We start from the raw sequence: 26232 nt of genomic DNA, 5'->3' as shown, positions 1-26232 counted from the left end.
GCAAGCATCCGAAGTGCGTATCCGGGCGAAAGCGGCGGTAAACGGCACGTGGACACCCGCCCCGGGGACGGCGAAATGTCCGGCGCGAAGCCGTCCGGATACGCTGTGCGGCGTGCGCGTACTGGTAATCGGCTCCGGCGCCCGTGAGCACGCTCTCGTCCTCGCGGCGTCCGGCGACCCCACGGTCACCGCCCTGGCCTGCGCGCCCGGCAACGCCGGGACGGCCGCGATGGCCGAGCAGCTCGGCGTCGAAGCGGCGGACCCGGAAGCGGTCGCGGCCCTCGCGAAGAGCTGGCAGGCCGACCTGGTGGTGATCGGGCCCGAGGTCCCGCTCGTCGCCGGCGTCGCCGACGCCGTCCGCAAGGCCGGCATCGCCTGCTTCGGCCCGTCGGCCTCGGCGGCCCGCATCGAAGGCTCGAAGGCGTTCGCCAAGGACGTCATGGCCGCGGCGAACGTGCCGACCGCGCGCAGCGAGGTGGTCGACAACCCGGCCCGCCTCGACGCCGCGCTCGCCCGCTTCGGCCCGACCTGGGTGGTCAAGGACGACGGCCTCGCCGCGGGCAAGGGCGTCGTCGTCACGACCGACTACGACGTCGCGCGCAAGCACGCCATCATGCTGCTCGACGGCGGTCACCCCGTCCTCCTGGAGTCCTTTTTGGACGGTCCGGAGGCCTCGCTCTTCTGCTTCGTCGACGGCCACACCGTCGTGCCGCTGCTGCCCGCGCAGGACTTCAAGCGCGTCGGCGACGATGACGCCGGCCCGAACACCGGCGGCATGGGCGCCTACGCCCCGCTGCCCTGGGCGCCCGAGAACCTGGTCGACGACCTGGTCGAGCGCGTCGTCCAGCCGGTCGCCGACGAGCTGGTCGCGCGCGACGCCTCGTTCTCCGGCCTGCTCTACGCCGGGCTCGCGCTGACGTCCGAAGGCCCGCAGGTCATCGAGTTCAACTGCCGCTTCGGCGACCCGGAGACCCAGGTCGTGCTGGCCCTGCTGCGCACGCCGATCGCCGGGCTGATGCAGGCCACCGCCACCGGCAAGCTCGCCGAGCACCCGCCGCTGGAGTGGGCCGGCGGCGCCGCGGTCACCGTCGTGATCGCGGCCGACGGCTACCCGGGCAAGCCGCGCACCGGCGACGTCATCACCGGCGGCGAGATCGACGGCGTGCTGCACGCCGGCACCCGGCGGCGTGACGACGGCGCGGTCGTGTCCGCCGGCGGCCGCGTGCTCTCGGTCGTCGCCACGGGCAAGACGCTCAAGTCGGCGCGCAAGCACGCGTACGAAACCGTGGAGAAGGTGCACCTCGCGGGCTCGCACCACCGCACGGACATCGCGCTCAAGGCGGCGAACGGCGAGGTCGGCGCCCCGGTGGCGCAGCAGAACGCCTGATCTGAGGGAACGAGGGAACCGGCGGGCGACGAACTTCGTCGAATCTCAGGCTCCGGCTACGTCGTGGTTGGTAGCCTCAACGGGAATCGACCGGTCACTGTCGGTATCACGTCAGGGGAGAGCATGTCAGGACCCTCGTACGACCTCAGCACGGCCGTCCCGGTGGCGCCGGCCGCCGCGGACGTCCTGGTCCGCCCGGACAAGGTCCTCGACGTCGCCCGGATCGTCGAAGAGCAGGCCAACGCGCTCGAAGACCAGCTGCTCACGCGGCTCGGCGAGCTGCGGATCGACGCGCCGTCCGCCGACGTGATCAGCACCCAGTCGATGGCGGCCTGGAACTCCGTGATCGCCGACGGCGACCGCTCCTACGCGGGCCAGGTCCGCGAGTACGTCGCGGGTCTCAAGCGCCTGGTTTCGCAGCTGCGAGACGCGGCGAAGGATTACCAAGTCAGCGAAGACGAGAAGGCGGCGGTGTTCGGTGACCGCGGCAAGCACGGTGCGTAACCGGACCTTGCGGATCACCGGTGGCGTGCTCGCGACAGCGGCGCTCGCCGGCTGCTCGGCGGGCACCGAAGGCACCCCCTACCCGGTCGAGACGGCCGCGACCGCGGCGTCGCAGAGCGCCAAGGCGGCTCAGCTGCCGCAACGGCCGGCCGAGCTGACGCTGCAGGGTGTCAACCTGTGCGACGTCTTCCCGCAGGTGCAGCTCGACGCGCTGAAGATCACCAGCGCGCCCCGGGAGGCGCCGGAGCAGGACGGGCCGACCTGCGTGTTCGACGCGGACGGTGCCGAGCCGGTGCACTCCTACCACGTGCGGGCGGTGTCGTCCGACCTCGACCAGTGGATCACCGGCGCCCGCAAGAAGAACAGCATGACCACCGAACCGAAGAACATCGGCGGTTATCCGGCGCTGACGAACTACCGCGCGGCCGGCGAACCGGCCGACTGCGAAACGCTCGTCGGCGTGGCGAGGGGCCAGACGCTGGCCGTCCAGACCTTCGCCGTCACCCGCGGCCAGCTCACGCAGCCGCAGCTGTGCGACATGTCGGCGCACGCCGCCGACCTGGCGCTGCAGTCCTTGAAGTCACGCAACTAGGGAGAGCGCGTGGAATTCTCCGAGCTCGCGGCCGGGATCCAGAACCACCGGTTCGACGGCTGGACCAACACCGCGATCGCCGACCAGATCACGCGGATGATCACCGGCGACGGCACCGGCAGCATCGGGACCGCCGTCGACGCGCTGAAGGCCGTCGCGACCGCTCTCGCCCACACCGACCAGACGCTGCGCGCCCAGCTGCTCAAGCTCGGCGTCGAGTGGCAGAGCCAGGCCGGCGGCGCGGCGAGCCAGGTGCTCACCGAGCAGGCCGGGTTCTCCCAGGACGCCACCACGAAGGTCGCGCACGCCGCGGAGATGGTGTTCGAGCAGGGTGAGGCGTTCAACCGCACCAAGTACAAGCTCCCGGACGCCGAGACCGTCCGGAAGGGCGCGGGCGGTTACACCCTCGGCGACGGCCTGCTGCTGAGCCTGATCGGCTTCGAGACCGATCACGCCCGGCAGGTCGAGGCCGCGAACAACGCGAAGGCGCAGGCGACGCAGGCGCTGAACGAGTACGCGCAGGACAGCGGCACCAACCTGCTCTCGACGCAGTCGCTGTCGGACCCCGAGTCGCTGAAGCTGGCCGCTCCCGGTGTCACGCCCGGCGTGCTGGACGTCGCCGGCGCGTCCGTCGCGGTCACCCCGGACGGCAGCGTGCGGCCGGCGTCGGACAAGGTCCGCTCGGTGCACGTCGACCCGCCGGTGGTGCAGCCGGTGTCGCACACGGTCCACGCCGACCCGCCGACCCCGGTCTACGGCACCCCGGCGCAGCAGCAGCCGTCGCGGCCGGTGGCGCCGCCGCCGCGGCACACCGGCGTGACCGTCCCGGCGAGCCAGGGCACGTCGCCCAGCTCCGCGACGGCGCCGTCGGCCGCGAAGCCGCCGACGTCACCCGGCCCCGGCTGGGTCAACGCCCCGGGCCGCGGCACGGCCGGCGAGCCCGGCCGGCCCGGCGGGTTCAACCCCGGCCGGCCCGGTGGCGGCGACCCGAACACCTTCGTCCCGCCGGGCGCGCCCGGTTCGTCCGGTCCCGGCTCTGGCTCTGGTTCCGGCCAGCTGCCGGGCGGGCCCGCGACCGGCTCGACGGCGACGTCGCCGATCAAGTCGCTCGGCGGTGGCGGTGCTTCCGGCTCCGGCGTGACGGGGCTCGAAGGCTCGGCCAGTGGCGCGAACCGCGGCGCGGACGGCCTGCTGGCGAAGGGCCGCACGGTCGGCGCCGCCCCGCAGGCCCCGATCGCGCCGGGGCAGTTCACGGCCGAACGCGGGTTCGCGGCGAAGCCGGGCGCGACCCCGGGCGAGCTGGGCGCGGGTGCGGCGGCGGTCGGCGCGGGTGCGGCCGGTGGCGCGCTCGCCGGCGACAAGGACCGCGAGAAGCGCAGCCAGAACCAGCCGAAGGGCCCGGTGCGGCCGCTGCCGGTCGGCGAGCTGCCCGAGGAGGAAGCCGCCGCGCTGCGGAAGTCGGAGCAGATCGGCACGAAGCAGAAGGGCGAGGACCCGCGGTTCCTGTCGCAGGCCGCGCCGCAGGAGGAGGACGACGAGCACGTCCGCCGCTTCGGCGTCGACGACAAGGACCTGTTCGCCGACCAGCGCATGGTTTCGCCCGACGTGATCGGTGACCACGGCGGGGACGGGCACTGACCGTGACGCGTGACCACGGCAGCCTCGTGCTGTCCGCGTCCGAGTTCGACGTCCTCTGGGAGTCGCTCGGACTGCCTCGCCGGCACGTCGCGCTGGACGTGCCGAGCGGGGGAACCACCCGCACGGAACGCGCGGAGGTCGTCGAGGCGGCCTGGACGTCGCTGGCCGAGCGGCGCCTGGCCCGCAACCGCCGGGTGTCCGGCGAGGTGGCCGACATGCTGCACCTGCTGGCCCGCCCGCAGTTCGGCATCGACGTGTGGGTGTGGGCCGAGCGCGAGATCCGCGGCCGCGCGGTCAACGTCCGCAGCCAGGCGGTCCTGGCCGTGGTCGACAACAACGAGGTCTGGCTGATCCCGGCGGCGGAGGACGGCCTCCCGGAGGCGGCGGTCTCGGTGGCGGGCGACCTCGGCCCGGGCATCGGCCAGACGGTCAGCATCCCGTACGACACGCTGCGCGCGGCGGACGCGGCGGCGAGCGGCGACCCGAAGGCGCTGGTCACGGCCTTGGAAGACCAGGGCGTCGTGCTGTTCCAGGCCCAGGAGCTGTCCGGCATGCTGCTGGGCCAGGAAGCCCGCGGCCAGTTCGGCGCGGAACGCACCGGCCGCGACGGCGTGGCCCACCGGGCGCCCCGGGTCCTGGCGTTCTTCGACACGGACGCGGGCCGCTACCTGTTCCAGGTGGCGAAGGACCGCGACGGCCGCGAGTGGGCGACCGTCACCCCGGCGGACAACGCCCTGCTGGCGACCCGGATCCGCGAACTGGTGGCGGAGGCCTGAACCCCGCCGGGGGAAGTTGGCGGAGATCGGTACGCACAGTGCGCGGGACGTCATAAAGTATGCGGGGAACCGTCCTGGTCGTGCCGACGTCTGATCGGGCGGACACAAGTTTTCCGAAGGGGATGACGAACCGTGCCTGTCTACGACGCCGACTCGATGGCCATCGCGGCCGGCCAGGTGGAGAAGCTGAAGGACGAGTTCGAGAAGTCCAAGGGCAAGCTCACCGGCATGGACCACGAGAAGGAAAGCCCCTTCGGCGGGATGGACGCCAACGGCGAGGCGCACAGCTCGGTCGGCAAGTTCAAGGACGGCGTGCACAGCCAGTTCGACGCCGCGGGCAAGCACATGGAGGCGCTGGGGTTCGCCATGCGCAAGGCCGCCGGCCTGATCGCCGAAACCGACCAGGTCGGGGCGAGCGACCTCAAGCTGCACGTCGACAAGTGAACTGAGCAGGGGGCACGAGAGTGGCATTGAACGGGGTCGGCGCCGGGACGCCCGACAATTGGGACGCCTTCCTGCAAAAGGTGAACCAGGTCGAAAAGGTCGATCTGCAGAAAATCACCGACGCCGCGACGCAGTTCCGCGACGCCGGAAAGAACGCGGGTGACCACAACGCCTCGCTGAAGACCTCCACGGACTCGCTGGACGCGCACGTGTGGGCCGGTCCCGCGGCGGACCAGTTCTTCACCTACGTCCGCCAGGTCCGCGACGCCGGGACGAAGGTGCAGACCCACCTCGAAGACGTCGCCAAGGACCTCGACGACCTGCAGCAGAACCTCGCGCAGATCAAGAAGACCGTCCAGGACAAGCAGCTGGCCGCGGAGAAGGACGTCAACGCCCGCAACACCACGGCCGAGTCGGCCATGAACAAAGCGCTGGCTGACGCCAAGACGGCGGTCGACAACGGCAAGCCGGCCCCGAGCCCCAGCGCGGCCGAGATCCTCGCGACGGCCAAGACCGACATCCACACCATCACCGCGGGCTACGACGGTGACGTGGCCGGGCTGCAGACCCAGGCCGACACCGCGATCAAGGCGTCGCAGACGCTGATGTCCCAGCAGATCGAGGGCGGCTACGACCAGGTGCCGCTGCCGGCCAGCTCGGCCGCGGCCCCCAAGAGCACCGGCGGCATCCACTCCAACGGCGCGTCCCACGGCGGCGGCGGTGGGAGCGGAGGCGGCGGTGGTGGTGGCGGAGGCGGTGGCCTCGGCCCCAGCGGCGGCCCGCCCGCGTCGCCGCCCCCGGGCAACGTCCAGCAGTGGATCCAGGAGGCCATCAAGGCACTCCAGGCCGCCGGCGTCCCCGTGACCGACGCCGACATCCCCAACATCTGGGCGATCATCCAGCACGAGTCCGGCGGGAACCCGAACGCCATCAACAACTGGGACTGCGTGCCACTGGACACGCTGATCTTGACCAAGCGTGGTGTCCTGAAGCACGACGCGGTCGAGGTCGGCGACGAGACGATCGGCTTCGACCCGGCCACCGGGCGCGGCAAGTGGACGCGGATCACCAGGGTCGTCCACCACGAGGACGCCGAGCTGGTCCGGATGAGCAACTCCCGGTGGAGTGCGACCACGACACCGAACCATCGCTGGCTCAACCTGCCGCGGGTCAATGTCCGGCGTTCCGACCTGCCGGTGATTTGTCCGGAATGTGGGTGGGCGCCGCGTGCGGCGCACCAGCCGGAGAACGGCGTGGCGGTGCATCGGCGCAAGAAACACGGCTTCGTTTCGCCGAAGCAGGAGAACCGGTACGAGAACGAGCCCGGCTTCGTCGCCACCCAGGACGTCGGATCGCGTGACCGGATTCTGCTGACGGCGCCGGCCGCGACCGAGTCGACGCTGGAAATCAGCGTGCCGGAAGCCGCCGTTCTCGGGTGGATCGCCGGTGATGGTCACGTCGAAACCCGGCAGCACCGCCCGACCATGTCCATCGCCCAGTCGAAGCCCGAAATGGTGGCGAAGATCCGCCGGCTTCTCGACGGCGTGCCGCACGCGGTGTACGTCGACGACCGCGGCGGGTGCGGGCCTCGACACCAGTTCCGCCTGGACCACGACTACGCCCAGGATCTGCTGAGGCGAGCCGGAAATCCCAAGTCCGACGCGGTCGCCCAGGTGCTGGCGATGTCCAGCGGGCAGCGTGCGGCGTGGCTGGAAGCGGTCATCGACGCCGAGGGAAGCCGGTACTCGCGGCCCGGCTATTCGCGACCTCAGGTGGTCGTCTACCAGGCGGCCGGTGCCGTTCTCGACGCCATCGCGCTGGCCGGTTACCTGTCCGGATCGCGGCCTCGCGTTCTCCCGGTCGAACGGGCGAACCAGCCGAAAACGTGGCGCCGGGAGTTCTCCGTGCACCTGAACAACCCGGTCGTCACTGGAGCCTTCCTGAACAAGGAAGCTGCCGGCCGGGGTGACGTGTGGTGCGTGACGACGGAACTGGGCACGTGGACGGCTCAGGAAGGTGATCACATCTTCTTGACCGGAAACTCGAACGCGGCCGCCGGGCACCCGTCCAAGGGGCTCATGCAGTGCATCGACTCGACGTTCAACGCGCACAAGCTGCCCGGGCACGACAACATCTACAACCCGGTCGACAACATCATCGCCGGCGTGAAGTACTCGGTCGACCGCTACGGCGGCCTCGGCAACGTGCCCGGCATCAAGGCGATGGCGCACGGCGGCGCCTACCAAGGCTACTGAGCCAAAAGCCGTGAAGGCCTCCTTACCGGCCATAAGAGCCGGGAAGGAGGCCTTCACGGCTTTTCGGTGACCGGGAGCTAGCCTGGCGGCATGGTCGACCTCGGAGCCTTCGCCGGGCCCGCGCTGCGGGCCGCGGTGCCGCCCTTCCACGTCATGGACGTCATCTCCGCGGCCGGGGCGCGGCAGCGCAGTCACGGCGATCTCGTGTCGCTCGCCGCCGGGCAGCCGTCCGTGCCCGCGCCGAAGCCCGTCCTCGAAGCCGCGGAAAAGGCGCTCCGGAGCAGCCCCCTCGGCTACACCGAGCAGCTCGGCGTCCCGGAGCTGCGGGACGCCGTCGCGGGGCACTACCGGCGGAAGTACGGCCTCGACGTCAGCGCGCAGGACGTCGTCATGACGACCGGGTCGTCCGGCGGGTTCCTGCTGGCCTTCCTCAGCGCGTTCGACCCCGGCGCCCGGGTCGCGATGGCCCGGCCCGGCTACCCGGCCTACCGGAACCTGCTGTCCGTGCTCGGCTGCGAGGTCGTCGAGTTCGCGACGACCGCCGAGACGAACTTCCAGCCCACCGTGGCCCTGCTCGACGAGCTGGGCCCGATCGACGGCCTGATCGTCGCGAGCCCCAGCAACCCGACCGGCACCGTGCTGCCGCCCGGGGAGCTCGCCGCGATCACCGGCTGGTGCGCGTCGCATGGCGTCCAGCTGATCAGCGACGAGATCTACCACGGTGTCTCCTACGGCGCCGAGCTCGACTGCGCGTGGCAGTACGGCCGTGAGCCGATGGTGCTCGGCAGCTTCTCGAAGTACTTCGCGATGACCGGCTGGCGGCTCGGCTGGATGCTCGTGCCGCAGCGGCTGCACCGCGCGGTCGACGTCCTGACCGGCAACTTCACCATCTGCCCGCCCGCGGTCTCCCAGTACGCGGCCATCGCGGCGTTCACGCCGGAGGCGTACGCCGAGGCCGACGCGCACGTCGAGCACTACCGGGCCAACCGCGACCGGCTCTTCGCCGGCCTGAAGGGCATCGGCCTCGACAAGCTGGCCCCCGCTGACGGCGCCTTCTACGCGTACGCCGACGTCAGCGCCCACACCGAGGACAGCCTCAGCTGGTGTCAGCGGCTGCTGGCCGACACCGGGCTCGCCATCACGCCCGGCGTCGACTTCGACCCGGTCGACGGCGGCAAGTACGTGCGCTTCTCCTTCGCGGGCAGCGCCGACGACATCGACGAGGGCGTCCGCCGCCTGGGGGCCTGGCTGGGCCAGGGGGAACCCTGATTCATCCCTGAACGTTGCTCTTGCGAGGGGAGTTTCCCCGGCCGAGGTGGCACGCTTGAGTCACGAGGCCGGAGGGGCCACGGGAACACATCGGAGGAAGCCATGTTCTGGAAGATCGTCGGCGGCCTGATCGTCGCCTGGGTGGCGTTCATGGTGCTGGGCGCCGTGATCGGCTTCGTGTTCAAGGCCGTCCTGTGGATCGCCATCATCGGCGGCGTGATCTTCCTCGGCACGGCCGCCTACGGCGCCATCAGCGGCAAGAAGGACCCCAAGCGCATCAACCGCTACTGAGCGCGGCGCCGGAGCGGCGCCGGGCGGCTCACTCGAGCCACGCCCGCGCCGCCTCGGCACCGTTCCACAGCTGGGCCTGGAGCCCGACCGCCCGCGCGCCGTCCACATTGGACTGACGGTCGTCGAAGAACAGGCAGTCGCCCGGCTCGGCCCCGAGCTGCTCCAGCAGCAGCTCGAAGATCTTCGCGTCCGGTTTCACGCACCGGACGTCGCCGGAGAACAGCGTCACCTGGAACAACCGCGCCCAGTCCTGCTCGCGGACCCACTCGCCGAACACCGACGGCGCGTTCGAGAGCAGGGCCAGTGACGCGCCCGCCTCGGCCAGCGCCTCGAGCAGGTCCTTCGACGACGGCTCCAGGTGCGCCCAGCCCTCGACGTCGATCCGGGTCAGCTCGTCCGACAGCGCCTCGTCGACGGGCCGGCCCAGCGCGTCGCCGACCGTCTGCCAGTACTCCAGCGGCGTGCTGCCGGCGTCGTAGGGGATCCGCAGGTCCCAGTAGGCCCGCTCGAACTCGGGCAGCGGCGCGCCGAGCTTGGCGGCCAGCTCCGGGCGGGCCGCGCTCGGCTTGCTGAGCACGTCGCCGTAGTCGAAGACGATCCAGTTCACTGCTTCTCCATCCGGCGCAGGGTTTCGTCGATGTCGGCCGCGCTCAGGTCCCGGTGCGTGACGAACCGGACCTTGCCCGCCATCGGCCCGGTGCGGATGCCGAGCGAGTCGAGCCAGGCCAGCGCCGCCGGCACGTCGGGCACCTCGGCCAGCACGATGTTCGTGTCCGGCGTGTTGGTCGGCCAGCCGTGTTCGTTCAGGCCCTCGGCCAGCCGTCGCGCGTTCTCGTGCGAGGCGGCCAGGTCGGGGACGCGGTCCAGGGCGATCAGGCAGGCCGCGGCCAGGACGCCGCCCTGCCGGACGCCGCCGCCGAGCATCTGCCGCATCCGGCGGGCCCGCTCGACGAAGTCCACGCTGCCCGCGACGACCGAGCCGACCGGCGCGCCGAGGCCCTTGCTGAAGCAGGCCGACACGGTGTCGACGCCGACCGTCAGCGCCGCCGGCGGCACCTCCAGGGCCACCGCGGCCTGCCAGAGCCGGGCGCCGTCGAGGTGCACGGTCAGCCCGGCCTCTTTCGCGACGGCCAGCAGCTGGGCGTGCTCGTCGGGCGGGGTCACCGCGCCGCCGGCCGAGTTGTGCGTGTTCTCGAGGCAGAGGAGAGATGTCCGTAATGTGAAGTACGGCCCGGGTTGTCCGATCGCCGCCTTGAGGGTGCTCGGCGAAGGGCGGCCCGGGCCGCCGTCGTGCTCCAGCGCCTCCGGCATGCCGCCGGCCAGCCACGCGGCCGAGCCCAGCTCGTTGGCGAGCACGTGCGCCCCGCGCGTGGCCAGGAACCGGTCGCCGCGCTGCAGGTGCAGGCTCAACGCGACGAGGTTGGCCATCGTCCCGCTCGGCACCCACAGGGCGGCCGGCATGCCCAGGACGTGGGCGGCCTTCTCTTCGAGCTCGGCGACGGTCGGGTCGCGTTCGAGGACGTTGTCCCCGACCTCGGCGGAGGCCATCGCCGCCCGCATCGTGTCGTCCGGCCGGGTGACGGTGTCGGAACGGAAGTCCAGCGGAGGCAGCGTGAAGGTCACGGAGTGATCACATCACACCGGCCGGACGGGGATCAATGAGCCCTTGAGTGGTCGAACCCGGGTGGTCCGTGCAACCGTGGACGCCCCTGATTCCGTCCTACCCACCGACGACAACAGAGCGGAGCACGACAGCGCGTGGATCAGCGCGACGAACAGGAGTTCGCGGAGTACTTCGCCGCCCGGCGGGACGCCGTGCGCCGGACCGCGTACATGCTCTGCGGCGACTGGCACCGGGCGGACGACCTCGCGCAGACGGCGTTCGTCGCGCTGCACCGGAGGTGGAAGAAGATCAGGGATCGCGCGGCGACCGACGCGTACGTGCGCAAGACGCTCGTGCGGGCGACGATCGACGAATCGCGGCGTCCGTGGCGGCGCGAGTGGCAGACCGAAGTGCTGCCGGAACGCGTCGACGACGGACCCGGGCTCGACGACCTCGTCGCGACCAGGGAAGACCTGCTCGCGGCGTTGAAGGAAGTGCCGCCCAAGCAGCGCGCGGTGCTGGTCATGCGGTTCTTCGAAGGACTGGACGTGACCGGCGCGGCGCAGGCGCTGGGCTGCAGCGAAGGCAACGTGAAGAGCCAGACCGCCCGCGGGCTGGCGAACCTGAAGCAGGTACTCGAACGGGAGGTGGAGACCAATGGATGAGCAGGAGCTGCGGTCGTTGTTCTCCGCCGCGCCCGGGGACGCGCCGTCGCCCTCGTTCGACCAGGGTGACGTCGTGCGCGAGTCCCGCCGCCAGACCGTGCGGCGCCGGAACCGGATCACCGCCGGGGTGAGCGCCGCGGCCCTGGTCGTCGTCGGGTTCGGCGCTTACGGGCTGCTCTCCGGGGGTACCCCCGAGTCGCTGACCGCGGCGAGCGACAACGCCGTGTCGGCGCAGTCGGGCCCGGGTTCGGGACAACCGAACCCCAGCGTGGCCCGTCCTCAAGCCGGTGGGGAGTCACCGAACTTCTCGTCCACGCCGCCCCAGCAGGGGGGCGGCGTAGACGGGAAGACCGGCCAGCTGGCCGAAGGCGCCTCCGGGTGCGAAGAGGTGGACGGGGAGCTCGCCATCGCCCTCGCTGGCGAGCTTCCCGGCCACGTCGCCGCCGCCCAGGCGTCCCCGGGCAGCGCCTGTACGACGGCGTCGCGGTCCGCGGGGTTCCCGGTTCCGGGCGGCGAGGTCGCCGCGGCGGTGTACCCGAAGGGCATTTCGGTGGCCTTCAAGTCCCAGCCGGCGGGCACGGTGACGGCGCGGGTGGCCACGGCGTCCGGCGGCACGTTGGTGCTGGTCAGCGTGCCGGACGCGGCGAACGCGGCCCCGTACGCGGGTGACGTGGACCGGTTCGCGAGCGAACTCGCGCCCCGCTTCTGAGGCGCCGCCGGGCCGCTTGGCAGAATGAACGGCCATGACCGCTGCGGCAACTCCCAAGGGGGAACGACGGCGCGCCGCGCTCGTCGAGGCCGCCGCGAAGCTGCTCGTCGAGGGCGGGTTCGACGCCGTGCGGCACCGCGCGGTGGCCGAGCGGGCCGGGCTGCCGCTCGCGTCGACGACGTACTACTTCGACTCGCTGGAGGACCTGGTCGCCGCGGCGGTCGAGCACCACGGCAACGCCGAGCTCGAGACCGGCCGCCGCCGGCTGGAGGAGCTCGCCACGCGCAACCGCGGCGTCCAGGCGATGGTCGAGCTGGTGCTCGACATGCTGCTGGGCCCGGAGAGCGGCGACGAGGAAGCGGACGCCGAAGCCGTGCTGCTGCGCTACGAGCGCCTGGTCGCCACCGGCCGCCGGCCGTACCTGCGGCCGTTGATGCGGACGCTGTCGGTCCAGCTCAACGAGCTGCTGACGGAGATCTTCGCCCGCTCGGGCACGCCGGTGCGCGAGGCCGAGCTGGAGAAGCTGGTGGCGCTGGTCGACGGCGCGGTCGTCAACGCGCTGATCGCCGTCGACCCGGCACCCCGCGCCGCCGCGGCCCGCATGCTGCAGGCGGCGCTCGACGGCTCGTGAGTGCGTAACAGTGTTAGAACACTGTTACGCACTCACGACCGCGTGCGCTGAGCCTTCGCCAGGTCGTCGCGGGACTTGGTGACCAGCGCCAGCATCGCCTGCTCGGCCGCGGCCGGGTCCTGGGCGATGATCGCGTCCAGCACCTTGCGGTGCGACGGCACCGGGTCCTCCGCCGCCGAAGCGCCGTGCACCACCTTGTCGCGCTCGGCCAGGCCGATCGCGATGATCCGCTCCATCCGCATCAGGAAGTTGTTGTGGGTGGCCGTCATCAGCCGCCGGTGGAACGCCAGGTCGGCCTGGACGCTGGCCTCCGGACCCTCCGCCGCGGCCATGTCCGACAGCGCCTCCCGCAGCGACTCGATGTCCTCGTCGGACGCTCGTTCCGCCGCGATCCGGGCGGCGGCCGGTTCGACGACCGCGCGGACCTCGGTCAGCTCGTCGAGCAGGCCCGGGTCGTCGGCGGCCGCGGTCTGCCAGCGCATGACGTCGGCGTCGAGCATGTTCCACTTTTCGCGCGGCTGGACGAACGTGCCGCGCTTCTGGCGCGCGTCGATCATGCCCTTCGCGGCCAGCACCTTCAGGGCCTCACGCAGCGCGGTGAGGCTGATGTCGAGCTCTTCGCGCAGCGCCGGCAGGTCGAGGACGGTGCCCTCGCCCCACTCGTTGGAGAGGATCCGGCTGGCCAGCGCCTCCACGGTCTGGCCGTGCAGCCCGCGTGGCCGGTGTTCGGTCAATGGAGGGCCCTCTCAGCTGGCGGCGGTCTAGCTGAGCGCATCCTACGCTGACGGCGAAGTCGTCATAAATTATGAATACATCTTGACAGCGACGGCGCCCGGTTGCACTCTTTGGCAGCAGTCACGCCCGTGCGGACATCGAGACAAAGGGGTCAAGAGATGACGAGTGCCGGCCTGTCCCGCCGTCGTTTCCTGCGCAACGCGAGCCTGGCCGGGCTGGGCGCGATCGGCTCGAGCAGTTTCCTCGCCGCCTGCGCCACTTCCGCGTCCAACGGCCCGGTCAAGCAGGCCGCCGGCGCGGTCACCGTCCAGTCGAACCTGTCCTCGCCCGAGGCGAAGAAGGCCATCGAGGCCCTCGCGCAGGCGTTCGGCGCGAAGGGCGGCGCGACGGCGACGGTCAACACCGTCGCGTCGGAGACCTTCCGCACCCAGCTGCCCAGCTACCTCACCGCGGCCAACCCACCGGACACCTTCACGTGGTACCCGGGTTCGCTGCTGTCGGGCTACGCGCGCAAGGGCCTGCTGCTCGACGTCGGCGACGTCTGGCAGACCATGGGCAACTACAGCGCGGCCTTCCGGAACCTCTCCGGCGACGGCGCCGGGCACCAGGTCTTCGTCCCGACGTCGTACTACTGGTGGGGCTTCTTCTACCGCAAGTCGAACTTCGCGAAGTGGGGCGTGCGGCCGCCGACCACCTGGAGCGAGTTCCTCGCGCTGTGCGAAACGTTGAAGGGCAAGGGCATCGCGCCGATCGGCATGGGCGCCGGCGGCACCACGCCGTGGACCGCGTCGGCCTGGTTCGACTACCTGAACATCCGGATCAACGGCGCGCCGTTCCACCGCGAACTGCTGGCCGGCAAGCAGCGCTTCGACGACCCGCGCGTCAAGAAGATCTTCGACCCGTGGCGCCAGGCGCTGCCCTACACCGACCCCAACGGCACCGCGATCGCGTTCCAGGACGCCACGACCGTGCTGCTCCAGGGCCGCACCGGGATGATCCTGACCGGCACGTTCTTCGCCGACGCCGCCCCGAAAGACGCGTTGGACGACCTCGACTTCTTCCAGTTCCCGATCCTCGACCCGGCCGTGCCGGTCGCCGAGGAGGGCCCGACCGACGGCTTCTTCGCCAGCGCGCGTACCCCGCACGTCGCCGAGGTCAAGGAGTGGTTCTCCTACGCCGCGACGGCCGAGGCGCAGGAGCTCTACATCAAGAACTCCTCCGGCACGGTCCTGCCGACCAACCCGGACGCCAAGGACAACGGCACGCCGTTGGTCCGAAAAGGACGGAAGCTGCTCACCGACGCCAAGGAGATCACGCAGTTCTTCAACCGCGACTCCTCCGACGCGCTGCAGCCGACCGCCGACGCGGCCCTGATCCGGTTCATCCAGAAGCCGAACGAGCTCGACTCGATCCTGAGCGACTGGCAGACCGCCGCGCAGAAGGTCTGGCAGTCCTGAGATGGCGGTGCTGACCGCGAAACGGCCCGACACGGCGTTCCTGGCCGCGAAACGCCGTCGTCGCCGCCGGGTCTCGCCCGTGCTGCTGGCGTTCGTCCTGGTGCCCCTCGTCGTCGAGGGGTTCTGGGTGTTCTGGCCCGCGCTGCAGGGGTTCTACCTGGCGCTGACGAACTGGGACGGCGTCTCGGCGCCGCAGTTCGTCGGCCTGGGGAACTTCGCCGAGATGTTCTCCGACGACATCTTCGGCACGGCCGCGCTCGACACGGTGATCTGGCTCGTGCTCTTCGGCGGCCTCTCGGCCGTCGGCGGGCTCGCGCTCGCCACGCTGCTGCAGAAGGAACGCAAGGGCGTCGGCTTCTACCGGGCCGCGTTGTTCACGCCGGTGGTGTTCTCGCTGGTGGCGACGTCGCTGATCTGGCAGGTGATCTACCAGCCGGACGGCGTGATCAACCGGCTGCTCGCCGCGATCGGGCTCGGCAGCTGGCAGCACGCCTGGCTCGCCGACCCGAAGACCGCGTTGTACGCGGTGCTCGTGCCGGCGTTATGGCGGCAGCTCGGGTACGTGATGGTGCTGTACCTGGCCGGGCTCAAGGGCATCGACCCGGTGCTCTACGAAGCGGCCAAACTGGATGGGGCCACGGCGTGGCAGCAGTTCCGCAACGTCACCTGGCCGCAGCTGCGCAGCGTCAACTCCGTGGTCCTGTCGGTGATCATCATCGATTCGCTGCGGTCGTTCGACGTCATCTGGTCGATGACGAAGGGCGGGCCGTACCACTCGTCCGAGGTGCTCAGCACGTACATGTACGCGACGGCGTTCCAGTCGCTGCGGCTCGGTTACGCGTCCGCGCTGGCCGTCGTGATCTTCGTGCTGGCGTTCGGCGTGATCGTGACCTACCTCGTGCGCGCATTCCGGGAGGACTCGTGAGGCGGACGCGGACCGCGGGGTTCCACCTGCTCGCGGGCGGGCTTTCGGTGCTGTGGCTGCTGCCGATCGTGCTGGTGCTGACGACCAGCGTCCGGACGTTCTCCGACATCGCGTCGAACGGCCTCGGCGCGCTGCCGGCGTCGTTCTCGCTCGACGGCTTCGGGCAGGCGTGGGGCGAGGGCGGCGGCGGGCACGCGATGCTGAACAGCCTGATCGTCACGATCCCGACGGTGCTGCTGTCGTTGCTGCTCAGCGCGGCGGCGGCGTTCGCGCTGAGCCGGTACCAGATTCCGTTGCGGCGCACGATCATCCTGGTGATGCTGTCCGGCAACTTGTTGCCACCGCAGATCCTGCTGGTCCCGGTGGCGAAGCTGTCGGAGCTGCTGGGGATCTACGACACACTGACGGCGTTGATCGTCGTGCAGGTCGGGTTCGGGCTCGGCTTCTACACGTTCGTGCTGCAGGGGTTCATGCGCTCGATCCCGGACGAGATCCAGCAGGCGGCGCTGATCGACGGCGCCGGCGTGGTGCAGATCTTCGGGCGGATCATCCTGCCGATGACCCGCCCGGCGCTGGCCGCGCTCGGCGCGCTGGCGTTCACCTGGACGTTCAACGACCTGCTGTGGTCGATCACCGTGCTGCGCACCGGCACGGTGATGCCGGTGACGCCGGCGCTGCTCGGCCTGCAGGGGCAGTACGTGTCCAACTGGAACGTGATCGCGGCGGGCTCGGTCATCGCGGCCGTCCCGACGGTCGCCGTCTTCCTGCGGTTCCAGAAGCACTTCATCTCGGGGCTGGCGATCGGGGCGATCAAGTGACGTGGACCGTGGCCATGAAGACCACCTCGTACACCGTGGCGCTGGACCCCACTTCCCGGTGGGCCGAACTCGTCGCCTGGGGACCGGCCGGGATCGAGGACGGCCCGTCGGTTTTCACGAACGCGGGCTCGGTGCACTTCATCACCGAGGCCGACGCGGCCCCGGTCGAGTACGCACCGCTGGGCCTGCGCCCGTTCTCCGGCGCGGACGTCGCCGTGCGCGGCGGTTCGTGGTGGCGCTTCGACGGCGCCGCATCGGATGCGGATCTGCGTCTGACCTTTGTGGACGAAGTGACCGGGTTGCGCGCGGTGCTGTGCTACCGGCCGGTGCCCGACACGGACGTCCTCACGCGGTGGGTCGAGTTCACCAACACCGGAACATCGACGCTGGAGTTCGACCGGCTCGGCTCGGCGGGCGTGTGCGTCCCGACGGTCGGCGGCGCCCAGCTGACGTACCTGACCGGCCAGTGGTCACAGGAGTTCACCCGGCAGACACTGGCTCTGCCCGCCGGCGGGTTCCGGATGGAGAGCCGGTTCGGCGTGCCGGGCCACGCGCACGTCCCGTGGCTGGCGGTGCAGGACGTCTCCGGCGGCCCTGCTTACGGCGTCTCGCTGGCCTGGCCGGGTTCGTGGTCCATCGAGGCGGACATCGAGCCGTCCGGCTTGACGCGCATCCGAGCCGGACGGCTGCCGTCCCCGGGCCCGGTGCTTTTAGAACCCGGCGCCTCTCTGTCAACACCGCCGGTCGCCCTGGCGTCCAATGTGGACGGACTGCCGAGGCTGGCGTCGGTCTGGCACGACTACGACCGAGTGCTGGCCGGCTCCCGGTGGCAGCGTCCGCGTCCGGTGCTCTACAACTCTTGGGAAGCAACGGGTTTCGACGTCCGAAGCGAGCATCAGCTGGAGCTGGCGAAGCACGCGGCCGACATCGGCGTCGAGCTGTTCGTGGTGGACGACGGCTGGTTCACCGGCCGCGACGACGACACCGGCGGCCTGGGTGACTGGACCCCGGCGGACGAGTCGTTCGGCGCGTTCGTCGACTCGGTGCGGGACCTGGGGCTGGAGTTCGGCCTGTGGGTGGAGCCGGAGGCGGTGAGCCCGAAGTCGCGGCTCTACGCCGCGCATCCGGACTGGGTGTACCGCATCGACGGGCGTCCCTTGACGCTGATCCGCAACCAGCTGCTGCTGGACCTGGGCCAACCCGCGGTGGTCTCCTTCATCAAGTCCACTCTGGACTCACTGCTGTCGACGTACCCGATCTCGTACCTGAAGTGGGACATGAACCGCCCACCAACGGAACGCGGCCGCCCCGGTTCCCCCTCCGCCGACTTGGACGCCGAGCACGTCGAGGGTTATCTCTCGGTCCTGGACCACCTGCGCGCTCAACACCCACACGTAACGATCGAGGCCTGCGCAGGCGGCGGCGGCCGCACGGACCTGGCAACGGTAGCGCGCACGGACGTCGTCTGGCCGAGCGACAACACGGGCCCGCTGGACCGCCTGTCCATCCAGGACGGCTTCCTGCTGATGCACGCGCCGCACCTGATGAGTTCCTGGGTGACAGACGCACCGGGAGTCTTCGACCCACGCCCGCGTTCGCTGCGTTTCCGCTTCGTCACAGCAATGGCCGGAGTGCTGGGAATCGGCGCGGACCTGTCACGCTGGAACCCTTCTCAACTCGCAGAAGCGGCTGCCTTGGTGGCGCTGTACAAGCAGATCCGCCCAGTGATCCACCACGGCACGGCCCAGGCAATCCACGGCCCAACCGCCCCCACGGCGGCCACCCAGTACACCTCGGAAGACGGCGACACGGTGGTCGTCCTGGCGTGGAACACGGGCACCTTGACCGGAGCACCCTTGGTCCCGGGCCGCTCGTCGCGGGTACGCCTCTCGGTGCGCTCGAATTCGTCCTATGTGGACGCCTCCGGTGTGCACTACTCGGGCACGCACCTGAGGTACGCGGGCCTCCCGTTCGACTGGACCGCAGACCACGACGCCGACGTGGTCATCCTCCGCCGAAAGCCGTGAAGGCCTCCTTCCCGGCTCTTATGGCCGGTAAGGAGGCCTTCACGGCTTTCAGGGCAGCGAGACCGGCAGCACGAACGTCGGCGACCCCGTCGGGTAGCGGCGCAGCTCCGCGTCGCCCGACGCCGTCAGCGTGAACGCCGTGATCGCGTCGTCGCTCTGGGCCGCGACGTAACACGTGCCGTCCACCAGGGCGAAGTGTCGCGGGTTCGCGCCGGACGGCTGGTCCGACACCGCGGCCGCGTCGTCGAGGGCGAACTCCGTGACGCAGTCCGGGCCGCGGTTCGAGACGTACATTCGCGAGCCCGCCAGCTCCAGGTGGGCCACCAGGTTCGGTGTCACCGACGACAGCGTCGACGGCGTCACGGCTACAACCGAGAACGCGCCCGGAGACGTCTCGCGGACCGTCACCAGCGTTCCGGCCAGCTCGCCGACCACGTACGCCAGGTCCGTCCCCGGCCGCCGCACCAGCTGACGTGGGCCGGTGCCCGGCGGCAGGGACGAGACGGCGAGTGGCGACAGGGAACCGTCAGAAGACAGCGTGTAGCTGCGGATCTCGTCCGTGCCCAGGTCGACCGCGCTCACCACCGTCGAATCCGCCGACGGGACCGCCATGTGGACGTGCGCCGCCTCCTGTCGGTCGGCAGAGGGGCCGCTTCCGGTGTGCTGGACCAAGGCCGTCCGGGAGACCAAGGCGCCCGAAGTGGACAGCGAGAACACCGCCAGGCTGCCGCCGGTGTAGTTGGCGCACAACAGGAACCGGCCGTCCGGGGTCACCGCCAGGTGGCACGGGTGGGCTCCGCCGGTAGAAGCAGTGCCCAACACCGAAAGAGCCCCGGCAGGCGACAACGACAGTGCTGTCACAAAGCCGGTGGCGGTCTCGTTCGCCGCGTACAGCACCGGGAGCGACGGGTGCCGGACCAGCCACGACGGCGACTCCAGTGGCAGCGAGGCGACCTCGGTCAAGCCGGACGACGACCGTGAGAACGTCGTGATCCCGGTGCCGTTTCCCGCCTCGCCGGTGTAGCAGCCGACGAAGACCAGCTCAGCCATGCGTGCTCCTCAACAACGTCTCGACCCGGACGGCGATCTCCTCGGTGGTCCCGCGCGTCAGCGCCGAGCCGACCCCGCAGGCCACCGCGCCGGCCGCCAGCCAGCGTGGCACGTCCTCCGGGCCGATGCCGCCGGTGGGTACCAGCGGCGCCTGCGGCAGCGCCGCCCGGACGTCCGAGATCCACGACGGCGCCAGCGCGGACGCCGGGAACACCTTCACCGCGTCCGCGCCTTCCTCCAGCGCCCGCACGATCTCCGTCACCGAGCCCGCGCCGGGGAACGCCGCGACGCCGTACCGGTGCGCGGTCCGGATCACCGCGGCGTCCACCGACGGTGACACCAGGAACCGCGCGCCGGCGCGGATGGCCAGGACCGCTGACGCCTCGTCGAGCACCGTGCCGGCGCCGATCGTCGCGTCCGGGTAGGCCGCGGAGAGCCCCGAGATCGCGTCCAGCGCGCCGGGGTTCGTGAGCGGCAGCTCCACCGAGCGCAGCCCGGCTTCGATGACCGCGCGCGCCGCTTCCACCGCGGATTCCGCGTCGTGCGTCCGTACGATTCCGACGACGCCCTGACGCAGCGCATTCGCCGTGATCTCCCAGCGGTAGGTCATCGGTCCACCTCCGTGCTGATCAGTGCCAGTTCTCTCCGGTCCGGCAGGCCTTCGAGGTCGGTCCGCGTGCCGACGACCCGGGCCGCGCAGGCCGCGCCCGCGCGCAACGCCTCCTCCGGCGACGTGCCGCGCAGCCACGCCGACAGGTACCCCGCCGTCAGCGCGTCCCCCGCGCCGACCGGATCGACGACCCGCGTGACCAGGCTGTCCTGCTTCCACGAGCCCTCCGCCGTCACTGCCCGCGCGATCTTGTCCCGCTGCTTGACGACCACCGTCCGCGCCCGGCCCGCGAGCAGCGGGTCCGGTGTCTGCCCGAGCAGTTCGAGTTCCTCTTCACCGGCGAAGACCAGATCCGCCCTGGTCAGCAGCGGCCCGACGGTCTCGCGCCAGCGCTCCGGGCGGCCGAGCTTCAGCCGGACGTTCGGATCGAAGGACACCCAGGCGCCCGAAGCGCGTGCGAGCGCGAAGAGCGCTTCGACGGCTTCACACGCTCCGGGTGACAGCATCGCCGTGATCCCGGAGACGTGCACGAGCCGAGCGCCATCGAGGCCCGCTTCGCGCACGTACGCAGCTGACAGGCGCGAAGCAGCGGAGCCGCTTCGGTGGTACTCGACCGTTTCGGTGTCCCGGAGCAAGAAGCCCGTGTAGCGCTCGGGATCAACCTCGACGCGCGAGACGTCGACGCCGTCCGCGCGCAGCGTCGCGAGCACGTGCGCGCCGGACGGGTCGTCGCCGACGCGGCTCAGCCAGCGGACGCCGTGGCCGAGCCGGGCCAGGCCGACCGCGACGTTCGTCTCGGCGCCGGCGACCGACGAGGTGAAGGTGTGCGCGCGCCGCAGCGCGACGCCGGGCTCGGCGAGCAGCAGCCGCATCGCCTCGCCGAGAGTGACGACTTCGGTGTTCATCAACGAGAGCATAGCGCGTGAAATCTTAATTTAGGATTTATTCTTGACGGAGCCTGAGGCGTCCCGGCATGCTGCTCGACGGCCAGCTCGACGCTGTAACAACCGGGGCTCCGCCCCGGGCCGGGGGCTCCGCCACCCGGAGCCCCCGCAAAGCACCTGTTCACTGGAGAAGGGTGTCCAGCAACATGCTCCTGAAGAGATCCCTAGCGGTCGTAGCAGCGGCAACCGCCGCGCTCACCGCCATCGCGATCCCGGCCCAGGCCACACCGGCCGTCGACCAAGGCGCTCCCGACTACTACGACAGCGGGGTCGCGAAGACCCCGTACATGGGCTGGAACACCTACTACGGCCTGGGTGCGCCCAGCGAGGCGTCGGTCGAGTCCGTCGCGGACTTCCTCGTCTCCAGCGGCCTGCGCGACGCCGGTTACCGCTACGTCTGGATCGACGGCGGCTGGACCGCCGCGGACCCGCGGGACAAGAGCGGCAACCTCCTCGCGGACCCGGCCAAGTTCCCGAGTGGACTGTCCACTTTGGTCAATTACCTGCACTCCCGTGGGCTCAAGGCCGGCATCTACACCGACGCGGGGGCGTCGGACGGCAAGAACTGCGCGGCCGGCTCCGGCGGCCACTACGAGCAGGACACCAAGCGGTTCGCGAGCTGGAAGTTCGACGCCGTCAAGGTCGACTTCCTCTGCGGCATCGCCCAGAACCTCAAGCCCGCCGACGCGTTCTCGCAGTTCAGCAAGGCCCTCGCCAAGGCGGGCCGGCCGATGGTTCTGAACGTCTGCAACCCGGTCACCGACGAGTGGGGCACCCCGCACGGGCCGGACCAGGTCGCCGGGATCGCCTACAGCTACGGCCCGCTCGTCGCCGACTCCTGGCGCACCAGTACGGACATCGCGTTCGGCACGCCGTACGAGGGGATCTGGACCGACGTCCTGCGCAACATGGACGCCAACGCCGCGCACCCCGAGGCGAACGGACCGGGGCACTACAACGACCCCGACTACCTGATCCCGATGCGCAAGACCGAGCAGGGCACCTACGAGCTCAACGAGGAGGAGTCGACCACCCAGTTCGTCATGTGGGCGGAGATGGCCTCCCCGCTGATCCTCGGCTCCGACCCGCGCACGCTGCCCGCGTCGATGATCAGCACGCTGAAGAACCCGGAGATCGTGGGCGTCAACCAGGACCGCCTGGGCACCCAGGGCGTCCGCGTCGCTAACAACGGCAGCACCGACACCTACAGCAAGGTCCTCTCCCGCGACGGCGAGCGCGCGGTCGTGCTGCTCAACCGCGGTGAGACGCCGATGCAGATGACGCTCAGCTTCGCCGACGCCGGGCTCAAGGGCCGGGTGTCCGTTCGCGACCTGCGCGCCCGCGCCGACCGCGGCAGCGCGACCGGCTCGTACACCGTCACCGTGCCCGCGCACGGCACGGCGTTCCTGCGCCTGCACGGCACCGACCTCGTCCCGGGTGACGACCTCGGCGGCGACGCGTCCGCCAGTCCGACGATCGTCCGCACCGGCGGCAAGACGGTGACGTTCTTCCGGGACCGGAACGGCTCCCTGCAGGTCAAGGGCCTGGACGGCCCGCGTCAGGTCGGCGGCGAGTTCCTCGGCCAGCCCGCCGCGGTCGCCTCGGACGGGAAGATCGACGTCTACGTCCGCGGCCTCGACAACGCGGCCTACCAGCGCACCTACGCGAAGGGCCGCTGGGGCGACTGGAAGCGGCTCGGCGGCACGCTCACCGATTCGCCGTCCGTCACCGGCGACGGCACGCTCTTCGCGCGTGGCGCCGACGGCCAGGTCTGGCTGCGGACCAGCGCGGGTCAGTGGTCCGGTCTCGGCGCGCCCGGCGGCAAGCCGATCTACGGCCGGCCCGGCGCGGCGACGTCCACGAACGGCACGGTCGTCGCGGTCCGCACCGCCGACGACAGCGTCTGGACGCGCACCAGGACCGGCGCCACGTGGTCGGACTGGACGGGCATCGGCGGCACGGTCAGCAGCAGCCCGACGCTTGTGGCGGTCGGCGCGAAGGTCGCGCTCACCGCGTCCGCGAGCGACTACTCGCTGTGGGCCAACGAGTGGTCCGGCACCTGGGCGGGCTGGTTCAAACGGCCGGAGTACCCGAGCGGGAGCATCGTGGGAACCCTCGGCGCGGCGTCGGACGGCGCGTCACTGTGGCTCGCCGCCCGCGGGCCGGACGACCATGTGCACGTAGCGAAGTTCTGAGATAGGGAGAGGCGATGTCCACGCGTACCGCGGTGGTGACCGGAGCGGCGTCCGGGATCGGGGCGGCAACGGCCCGGAAACTGCTCGACGACGGCTACCGCGTACTCGGCGTGGACATCGCCGAACTCCCCGACGGCGTCACGCCGATCCGGGGCGACGTCACCGACGAGGCGACCTGGGCGGCCATCGGCGAGGTGGACGCCCTGGTCAGCAACGCCTACGTCCCCAGCACCGGGCCACTGCACGAGATCGACCGCGCCGAGTGGCGGCGGCAGCTCGACGTCAACCTGACCGGCGCGTACCTCGCCGTGAAGGCCTGCTTGCCGTCGCTGCGGGCGCGGGGCGGGGCGATCGTGCTCGTCTCGTCGGTGCACGCGCACTTCGGCCTGCCGGGTCATCCCGCGTACGCCGCGAGCAAGGGCGCGCTGGTCGCGCTGGCCCGGCAGCTGGCCGTGGAGTACGCCCCGGCCGTGCGCGTCAACTCCGTGCTGCCGGGGCCGGTGCTCACCGAGGCCTGGAGCCGCATCTCGCCCGAGGACCGCGAGCGCAGTGCCCGCGCGACGCCGGCCGGGCGGCTCGGCGAGCCGGCCGAGGTGGCGGACGTGATCGCCTTCCTGCTCTCGGACGCCGCGTCGTTCGTCACCGGCGCCGAGCTGACCGTCGACGGCGGCTGGTCCGCCGCCAAGGATTCCGCATGATGGGGACGCAGATGGGGGACACGGGTGAAGATCACCGGGGTTGAAACGTTTCTGGTCGCGCCGCGCTGGCTGTTCCTCAAGGTCAGCACGGACGAGGGCATCAGCGGCTGGGGCGAGCCCGTGGTCGAGGGCCGCGCGGAGACCGTGCGCGCGGCCGTGCACGAGCTGTCCGAGCTGCTGATCGGCCAGGACCCGCTGCGCATCGAGGACCACTGGCAGGTGCTGCGCCGCGGCGGCTTCTACCGCGGCGGGCCGGTGCTTTCGAGCGCCTTGGCCGGGTTCGACCACGCGCTGTGGGACATCGCCGGGAAGGTCCGCGACGCGCCGGTCCACGAGCTGCTCGGCGGCCCGGTCCGCGACCGCGTCCGGGTCTACAGCTGGGTCGGCGGCGACCGGCCGTCCGGCATCCGCGAAGCGGTGACCGCGCAGGTCGAGGCGGGGTTCACGGCGGTGAAGATGAACGTCGCCGGCCCGTTGACGGCGATCGCGTCACCCCGCGAAGCCGATGCGGCGGTCGCCCGCGCGTGGGAAGCGCGCGAGGCGCTCGGCCCGGACCGCGACCTCGCCATCGACTTCCACGGCCGCGTCTCGCCCGCGATGGCCCGGCGGCTGGTCAAGATGCTGGAAGACGTCCAGCCGATGTTCGTCGAGGAGCCGATCCTGCCGGAGACGCAGGGCGACGCGCTGCGCTCGGTCGTCGAGGCGTCGACCGTGCCGATCGCGGTCGGCGAGCGGCTGTACTCGCGCTGGGAGTTCAAGCCGGTGCTCGACGCCGGGGTCGCGGTCGTGCAGCCGGACCCGTCGCACGCCGGCGGCATCTCCGAGCTGCGCCGGATCGGCGCGCTGGCCGAGATGTACGGCGCGTCGCTCGCACCGCACTGCCCGCTCGGGCCGATCTCACTGGCCGCGTCGCTGCAGGTCTCGTTCGCGACGCCGAACTTCCTGATCCAGGAACAGAGTCTCGGCATGCACTACCACGAGGGCACCGAGCACTCCTACCTCGTCGACCCGTCGATCTTCACCTTCCAGGACGGCTACGCGGCCCGCCCGCTCGGCTCGGGCCTCGGCATCGAGGTCGACGAAGCCGCCGTCCGCCGGGCCGACGAGATCGGGCACGCCTGGCGGTCGCCGGTGTGGCGCCACGACGACGGCGGCCTCGCCGAATGGTGACCTGGCTCGAGCGCGGCGACCTGCGGCTGGGCCTGGTGCCGGAGCTGGGCGGCCGGCTGCTGTCGGTGCGCCACCGCGGCGTCGAGCTGCTCTGGCGCAACGCCGAGCACCTGGACGACGACCTGCGCGGCGACTACGCGCCGAACTCGGGCCGGATGGGCGACTGGGTCAACTACGGCGGCGACAAGACGTGGCCCGCGCCCCAGGGCTGGGACGGCCCGGACCAGTGGGCCGGCCCGCCGGACCCGGTGCTGGACTCCGGGCCGTACGCCGTGGCCGCCGACGGCGACACGGTCACCATGACCAGCGCGCCGGACCCGCGCACCGGCCTGCGGTTCACCCGCGCGATAACCATCCTCGACGACGGCTACCGGCTGGACCTGCGCGCGGAGAACGTCAGCGACCGCGAAGTGCGCTGGGCCCTGTGGAACGTGACACAGTGCCCCGGCGGCGGCGCGGTCACCGCCGGGCTCCGGCGGCCGGACGTCGTCGCGCTGGTGGCGGGGACGGGCACGCCGGAGTACACAGTGGACGGTGACCGGCTGGTCGTGCCGCCGCAGGACGTCGTCGGCAAGCTGGGTGTGCCGGGCACGGCGGGCTGGGTGTCCTACGGCGCGCTGACGCTGTCCTTCGACGTCGACCCGGTGGGCGAGTACCCGGACGAGGGCTCGCCGCTGGAGATCTGGCTGGAGCACCCGCTGCCGGAGCCGCTCGCGGAGCTGGGCGACCTGGCCCCGCCCGCGCGGATCGTCGAGCTGGAGGTCCTCGGCCCGCTGACGACGCTGGAGCCGGGGGCCTCGACCGCCCTCACGATCCGCGCGACCCTCGCCTGACCTGCA

At 71.3% G+C, this 26232-nt stretch carries 25 protein-coding genes and 2 pseudogenes; 21 read left to right on the top strand and 6 right to left on the bottom strand.

The window, feature by feature from the left end; translation table 11 throughout:
- Nucleotides 1–112 precede the first annotated feature (112 nt).
- The 10 genes and pseudogenes from purD to OHS58_RS35695 all read left to right on the top strand — a co-directional run bounded on the left by purD (nt 113) and on the right by OHS58_RS35695 (nt 9156).
- A complete protein-coding gene (gene purD, locus OHS58_RS35740; protein ID WP_326945194.1) occupies nt 113–1387 on the top strand; it encodes a phosphoribosylamine--glycine ligase in 1275 nt (424 codons plus the stop codon).
- A 123-nt stretch (nt 1388–1510) separates the two neighbouring features.
- Nucleotides 1511–1891 (top strand): hypothetical protein, encoded by a 381-nt coding sequence (locus OHS58_RS35735; RefSeq protein ID WP_328645389.1) that lies wholly within the window; start codon nt 1511–1513, stop codon nt 1889–1891.
- A gap of 25 nt (nt 1892–1916) precedes the next feature.
- Complete coding sequence (locus OHS58_RS35730) at nt 1917–2483, top strand: DUF3558 domain-containing protein (RefSeq protein WP_326951710.1); 567 nt, start codon at nt 1917–1919, stop codon at nt 2481–2483.
- Between the two features lie 9 nt (nt 2484–2492).
- Complete coding sequence (locus tag OHS58_RS35725; RefSeq protein ID WP_328645388.1) at nt 2493–4121, top strand: hypothetical protein; 1629 nt, start codon at nt 2493–2495, stop codon at nt 4119–4121.
- Between the two features lie 2 nt (nt 4122–4123).
- A complete protein-coding gene (locus tag OHS58_RS35720; RefSeq protein ID WP_328645387.1) occupies nt 4124–4897 on the top strand; it encodes an ESX secretion-associated protein EspG in 774 nt (257 codons plus the stop codon).
- A 132-nt stretch (nt 4898–5029) separates the two neighbouring features.
- Nucleotides 5030–5341 (top strand): hypothetical protein, encoded by a 312-nt coding sequence (locus OHS58_RS35715; RefSeq protein ID WP_326945191.1) that lies wholly within the window; start codon nt 5030–5032, stop codon nt 5339–5341.
- Between the two features lie 20 nt (nt 5342–5361).
- Nucleotides 5362–5670 (top strand): annotated as a pseudogene (locus OHS58_RS35710) (WXG100 family type VII secretion target); the annotation flags it as partial.
- Nucleotides 5671–7380: 1710 nt separating this feature from the next.
- Nucleotides 7381–7596, top strand: a pseudogene (locus OHS58_RS35705) (transglycosylase SLT domain-containing protein); the annotation flags it as partial.
- Nucleotides 7597–7686: 90 nt separating this feature from the next.
- On the top strand, nt 7687–8865 hold the full coding sequence (locus tag OHS58_RS35700; RefSeq protein WP_326945190.1) for a pyridoxal phosphate-dependent aminotransferase: 1179 nt from the start codon (nt 7687–7689) through the stop codon (nt 8863–8865).
- Between the two features lie 102 nt (nt 8866–8967).
- Nucleotides 8968–9156 (top strand): hypothetical protein, encoded by a 189-nt coding sequence (locus OHS58_RS35695; protein ID WP_247059237.1) that lies wholly within the window; start codon nt 8968–8970, stop codon nt 9154–9156.
- Between the two features lie 28 nt (nt 9157–9184).
- On the opposite strand, the gene OHS58_RS35690 is transcribed toward OHS58_RS35695, so the two are convergent.
- Both OHS58_RS35690 and OHS58_RS35685 read right to left on the bottom strand, forming a co-directional pair.
- Nucleotides 9185–9763: an HAD family hydrolase gene (locus OHS58_RS35690; protein WP_328645386.1), complete on the bottom strand. Its 579-nt coding sequence runs from the start codon at nt 9761–9763 to the stop codon at nt 9185–9187.
- Nucleotides 9760–10779, bottom strand: a complete 1020-nt coding sequence (locus OHS58_RS35685) for a threonine aldolase family protein (protein WP_328645385.1) — start codon at nt 10777–10779, stop codon at nt 9760–9762. Before OHS58_RS35685 ends, OHS58_RS35690 begins: the two co-directional genes overlap by 4 nt.
- Nucleotides 10780–10914: 135 nt before the next feature.
- Between OHS58_RS35685 and OHS58_RS35680 the strand changes: the two genes are divergently transcribed.
- Genes OHS58_RS35680 through OHS58_RS35670 form a run of 3 tightly spaced genes read left to right on the top strand, consistent with a single transcriptional unit; the run spans nt 10915 to nt 12764 of the window.
- Nucleotides 10915–11424 (top strand): SigE family RNA polymerase sigma factor, encoded by a 510-nt coding sequence (locus tag OHS58_RS35680; RefSeq protein WP_326945187.1) that lies wholly within the window; start codon nt 10915–10917, stop codon nt 11422–11424.
- Entirely contained in the window at nt 11417–12133 is a 717-nt protein-coding gene (locus tag OHS58_RS35675; RefSeq protein ID WP_326956613.1) for a hypothetical protein, read from the top strand. The genes OHS58_RS35680 and OHS58_RS35675 overlap by 8 nt, the downstream gene beginning before the upstream one ends.
- Nucleotides 12134–12167: 34 nt before the next feature.
- Nucleotides 12168–12764 (top strand): TetR/AcrR family transcriptional regulator, encoded by a 597-nt coding sequence (locus OHS58_RS35670; RefSeq protein ID WP_326956614.1) that lies wholly within the window; start codon nt 12168–12170, stop codon nt 12762–12764.
- A 32-nt stretch (nt 12765–12796) separates the two neighbouring features.
- Here the strand turns inward: OHS58_RS35670 and OHS58_RS35665 are convergent, their stop codons facing one another.
- On the bottom strand, nt 12797–13498 hold the full coding sequence (locus OHS58_RS35665) for a FadR/GntR family transcriptional regulator (protein WP_326956615.1): 702 nt from the start codon (nt 13496–13498) through the stop codon (nt 12797–12799).
- Between the two features lie 159 nt (nt 13499–13657).
- On the opposite strand from OHS58_RS35665, the gene OHS58_RS35660 reads away from it, so the two are divergent.
- Genes OHS58_RS35660 through OHS58_RS35645 form a run of 4 tightly spaced genes read left to right on the top strand, consistent with a single transcriptional unit; the run spans nt 13658 to nt 18726 of the window.
- Nucleotides 13658–14956 (top strand): ABC transporter substrate-binding protein, encoded by a 1299-nt coding sequence (locus OHS58_RS35660; RefSeq protein ID WP_326956617.1) that lies wholly within the window; start codon nt 13658–13660, stop codon nt 14954–14956.
- Nucleotide 14957: 1 nt separating this feature from the next.
- A complete protein-coding gene (locus OHS58_RS35655; RefSeq protein WP_326945182.1) occupies nt 14958–15881 on the top strand; it encodes a carbohydrate ABC transporter permease in 924 nt (307 codons plus the stop codon).
- A complete protein-coding gene (locus tag OHS58_RS35650) occupies nt 15878–16699 on the top strand; it encodes a carbohydrate ABC transporter permease (protein WP_326945181.1) in 822 nt (273 codons plus the stop codon). The genes OHS58_RS35655 and OHS58_RS35650 overlap by 4 nt, the downstream gene beginning before the upstream one ends.
- Nucleotides 16700–16713: 14 nt before the next feature.
- Nucleotides 16714–18726, top strand: a complete 2013-nt coding sequence (locus OHS58_RS35645) for an alpha-galactosidase (protein ID WP_328645384.1) — start codon at nt 16714–16716, stop codon at nt 18724–18726.
- Nucleotides 18727–18774: 48 nt separating this feature from the next.
- Here OHS58_RS35645 and OHS58_RS35640 read toward each other — a convergent pair whose 3' ends face one another.
- Genes OHS58_RS35640 through OHS58_RS35630 form a run of 3 tightly spaced genes read right to left on the bottom strand, consistent with a single transcriptional unit; the run spans nt 18775 to nt 21291 of the window.
- On the bottom strand, nt 18775–19776 hold the full coding sequence (locus tag OHS58_RS35640) for a lactonase family protein (protein ID WP_328645383.1): 1002 nt from the start codon (nt 19774–19776) through the stop codon (nt 18775–18777).
- A complete protein-coding gene (locus OHS58_RS35635; protein ID WP_326945178.1) occupies nt 19769–20386 on the bottom strand; it encodes a bifunctional 4-hydroxy-2-oxoglutarate aldolase/2-dehydro-3-deoxy-phosphogluconate aldolase in 618 nt (205 codons plus the stop codon). The genes OHS58_RS35640 and OHS58_RS35635 overlap by 8 nt, the downstream gene beginning before the upstream one ends.
- On the bottom strand, nt 20383–21291 hold the full coding sequence (locus tag OHS58_RS35630) for a sugar kinase (RefSeq protein WP_328645382.1): 909 nt from the start codon (nt 21289–21291) through the stop codon (nt 20383–20385). Before OHS58_RS35630 ends, OHS58_RS35635 begins: the two co-directional genes overlap by 4 nt.
- A 185-nt stretch (nt 21292–21476) precedes the next feature.
- On the opposite strand from OHS58_RS35630, the gene OHS58_RS35625 reads away from it, so the two are divergent.
- Genes OHS58_RS35625 through OHS58_RS35610 form a run of 4 tightly spaced genes read left to right on the top strand, consistent with a single transcriptional unit; the run spans nt 21477 to nt 26226 of the window.
- Entirely contained in the window at nt 21477–23525 is a 2049-nt protein-coding gene (locus tag OHS58_RS35625) for a hypothetical protein (RefSeq protein ID WP_328645381.1), read from the top strand.
- A 14-nt stretch (nt 23526–23539) separates the two neighbouring features.
- Nucleotides 23540–24223, top strand: a complete 684-nt coding sequence (locus OHS58_RS35620) for an SDR family NAD(P)-dependent oxidoreductase (protein WP_328645380.1) — start codon at nt 23540–23542, stop codon at nt 24221–24223.
- A gap of 24 nt (nt 24224–24247) precedes the next feature.
- Complete coding sequence (gene dgoD, locus OHS58_RS35615) at nt 24248–25393, top strand: galactonate dehydratase (RefSeq protein WP_328645379.1); 1146 nt, start codon at nt 24248–24250, stop codon at nt 25391–25393.
- Nucleotides 25387–26226 (top strand): DUF4380 domain-containing protein, encoded by an 840-nt coding sequence (locus OHS58_RS35610; RefSeq protein WP_328645378.1) that lies wholly within the window; start codon nt 25387–25389, stop codon nt 26224–26226. The genes dgoD and OHS58_RS35610 overlap by 7 nt, the downstream gene beginning before the upstream one ends.
- The last annotated feature ends 6 nt before the right edge of the window (nt 26227–26232 follow it).

Source organism: Amycolatopsis sp. NBC_00348, from assembly GCF_036114655.1.
Classification (GTDB): Bacteria; Actinomycetota; Actinomycetes; order Mycobacteriales; family Pseudonocardiaceae; genus Amycolatopsis.
Note: the sequence above shows the minus strand (reverse complement) of the source record. Positions and strands in the feature narration are given on the sequence as shown.

Excerpts from the sequence above, each read along its gene's own strand:
- OHS58_RS35625 (WP_328645381.1), top strand. The coding sequence starts at position 21,477 with ATGCTCCTGAAGAGATCCCTAGCGGTCGTAGCAGCGGCAACCGCCGCG.
- OHS58_RS35645 (WP_328645384.1), top strand. The coding sequence starts at position 16,714 with ATGAAGACCACCTCGTACACCGTGGCGCTGGACCCCACTTCCCGGTGG.
- OHS58_RS35670 (WP_326956614.1), top strand. The coding sequence starts at position 12,168 with ATGACCGCTGCGGCAACTCCCAAGGGGGAACGACGGCGCGCCGCGCTC.
- OHS58_RS35675 (WP_326956613.1), top strand. The coding sequence starts at position 11,417 with ATGGATGAGCAGGAGCTGCGGTCGTTGTTCTCCGCCGCGCCCGGGGAC.
- OHS58_RS35620 (WP_328645380.1), top strand. The coding sequence starts at position 23,540 with ATGTCCACGCGTACCGCGGTGGTGACCGGAGCGGCGTCCGGGATCGGG.
- OHS58_RS35610 (WP_328645378.1), top strand. The coding sequence starts at position 25,387 with ATGGTGACCTGGCTCGAGCGCGGCGACCTGCGGCTGGGCCTGGTGCCG.
- OHS58_RS35695 (WP_247059237.1), top strand. The coding sequence starts at position 8,968 with ATGTTCTGGAAGATCGTCGGCGGCCTGATCGTCGCCTGGGTGGCGTTC.
- OHS58_RS35635 (WP_326945178.1), bottom strand. The coding sequence starts at position 20,386 with ATGACCTACCGCTGGGAGATCACGGCGAATGCGCTGCGTCAGGGCGTC.
- OHS58_RS35660 (WP_326956617.1), top strand. The coding sequence starts at position 13,658 with ATGACGAGTGCCGGCCTGTCCCGCCGTCGTTTCCTGCGCAACGCGAGC.
- OHS58_RS35655 (WP_326945182.1), top strand. The coding sequence starts at position 14,958 with ATGGCGGTGCTGACCGCGAAACGGCCCGACACGGCGTTCCTGGCCGCG.
- OHS58_RS35640 (WP_328645383.1), bottom strand. The coding sequence starts at position 19,776 with ATGGCTGAGCTGGTCTTCGTCGGCTGCTACACCGGCGAGGCGGGAAAC.
- OHS58_RS35735 (WP_328645389.1), top strand. The coding sequence starts at position 1,511 with ATGTCAGGACCCTCGTACGACCTCAGCACGGCCGTCCCGGTGGCGCCG.
- OHS58_RS35630 (WP_328645382.1), bottom strand. The coding sequence starts at position 21,291 with ATGAACACCGAAGTCGTCACTCTCGGCGAGGCGATGCGGCTGCTGCTC.
- OHS58_RS35700 (WP_326945190.1), top strand. The coding sequence starts at position 7,687 with ATGGTCGACCTCGGAGCCTTCGCCGGGCCCGCGCTGCGGGCCGCGGTG.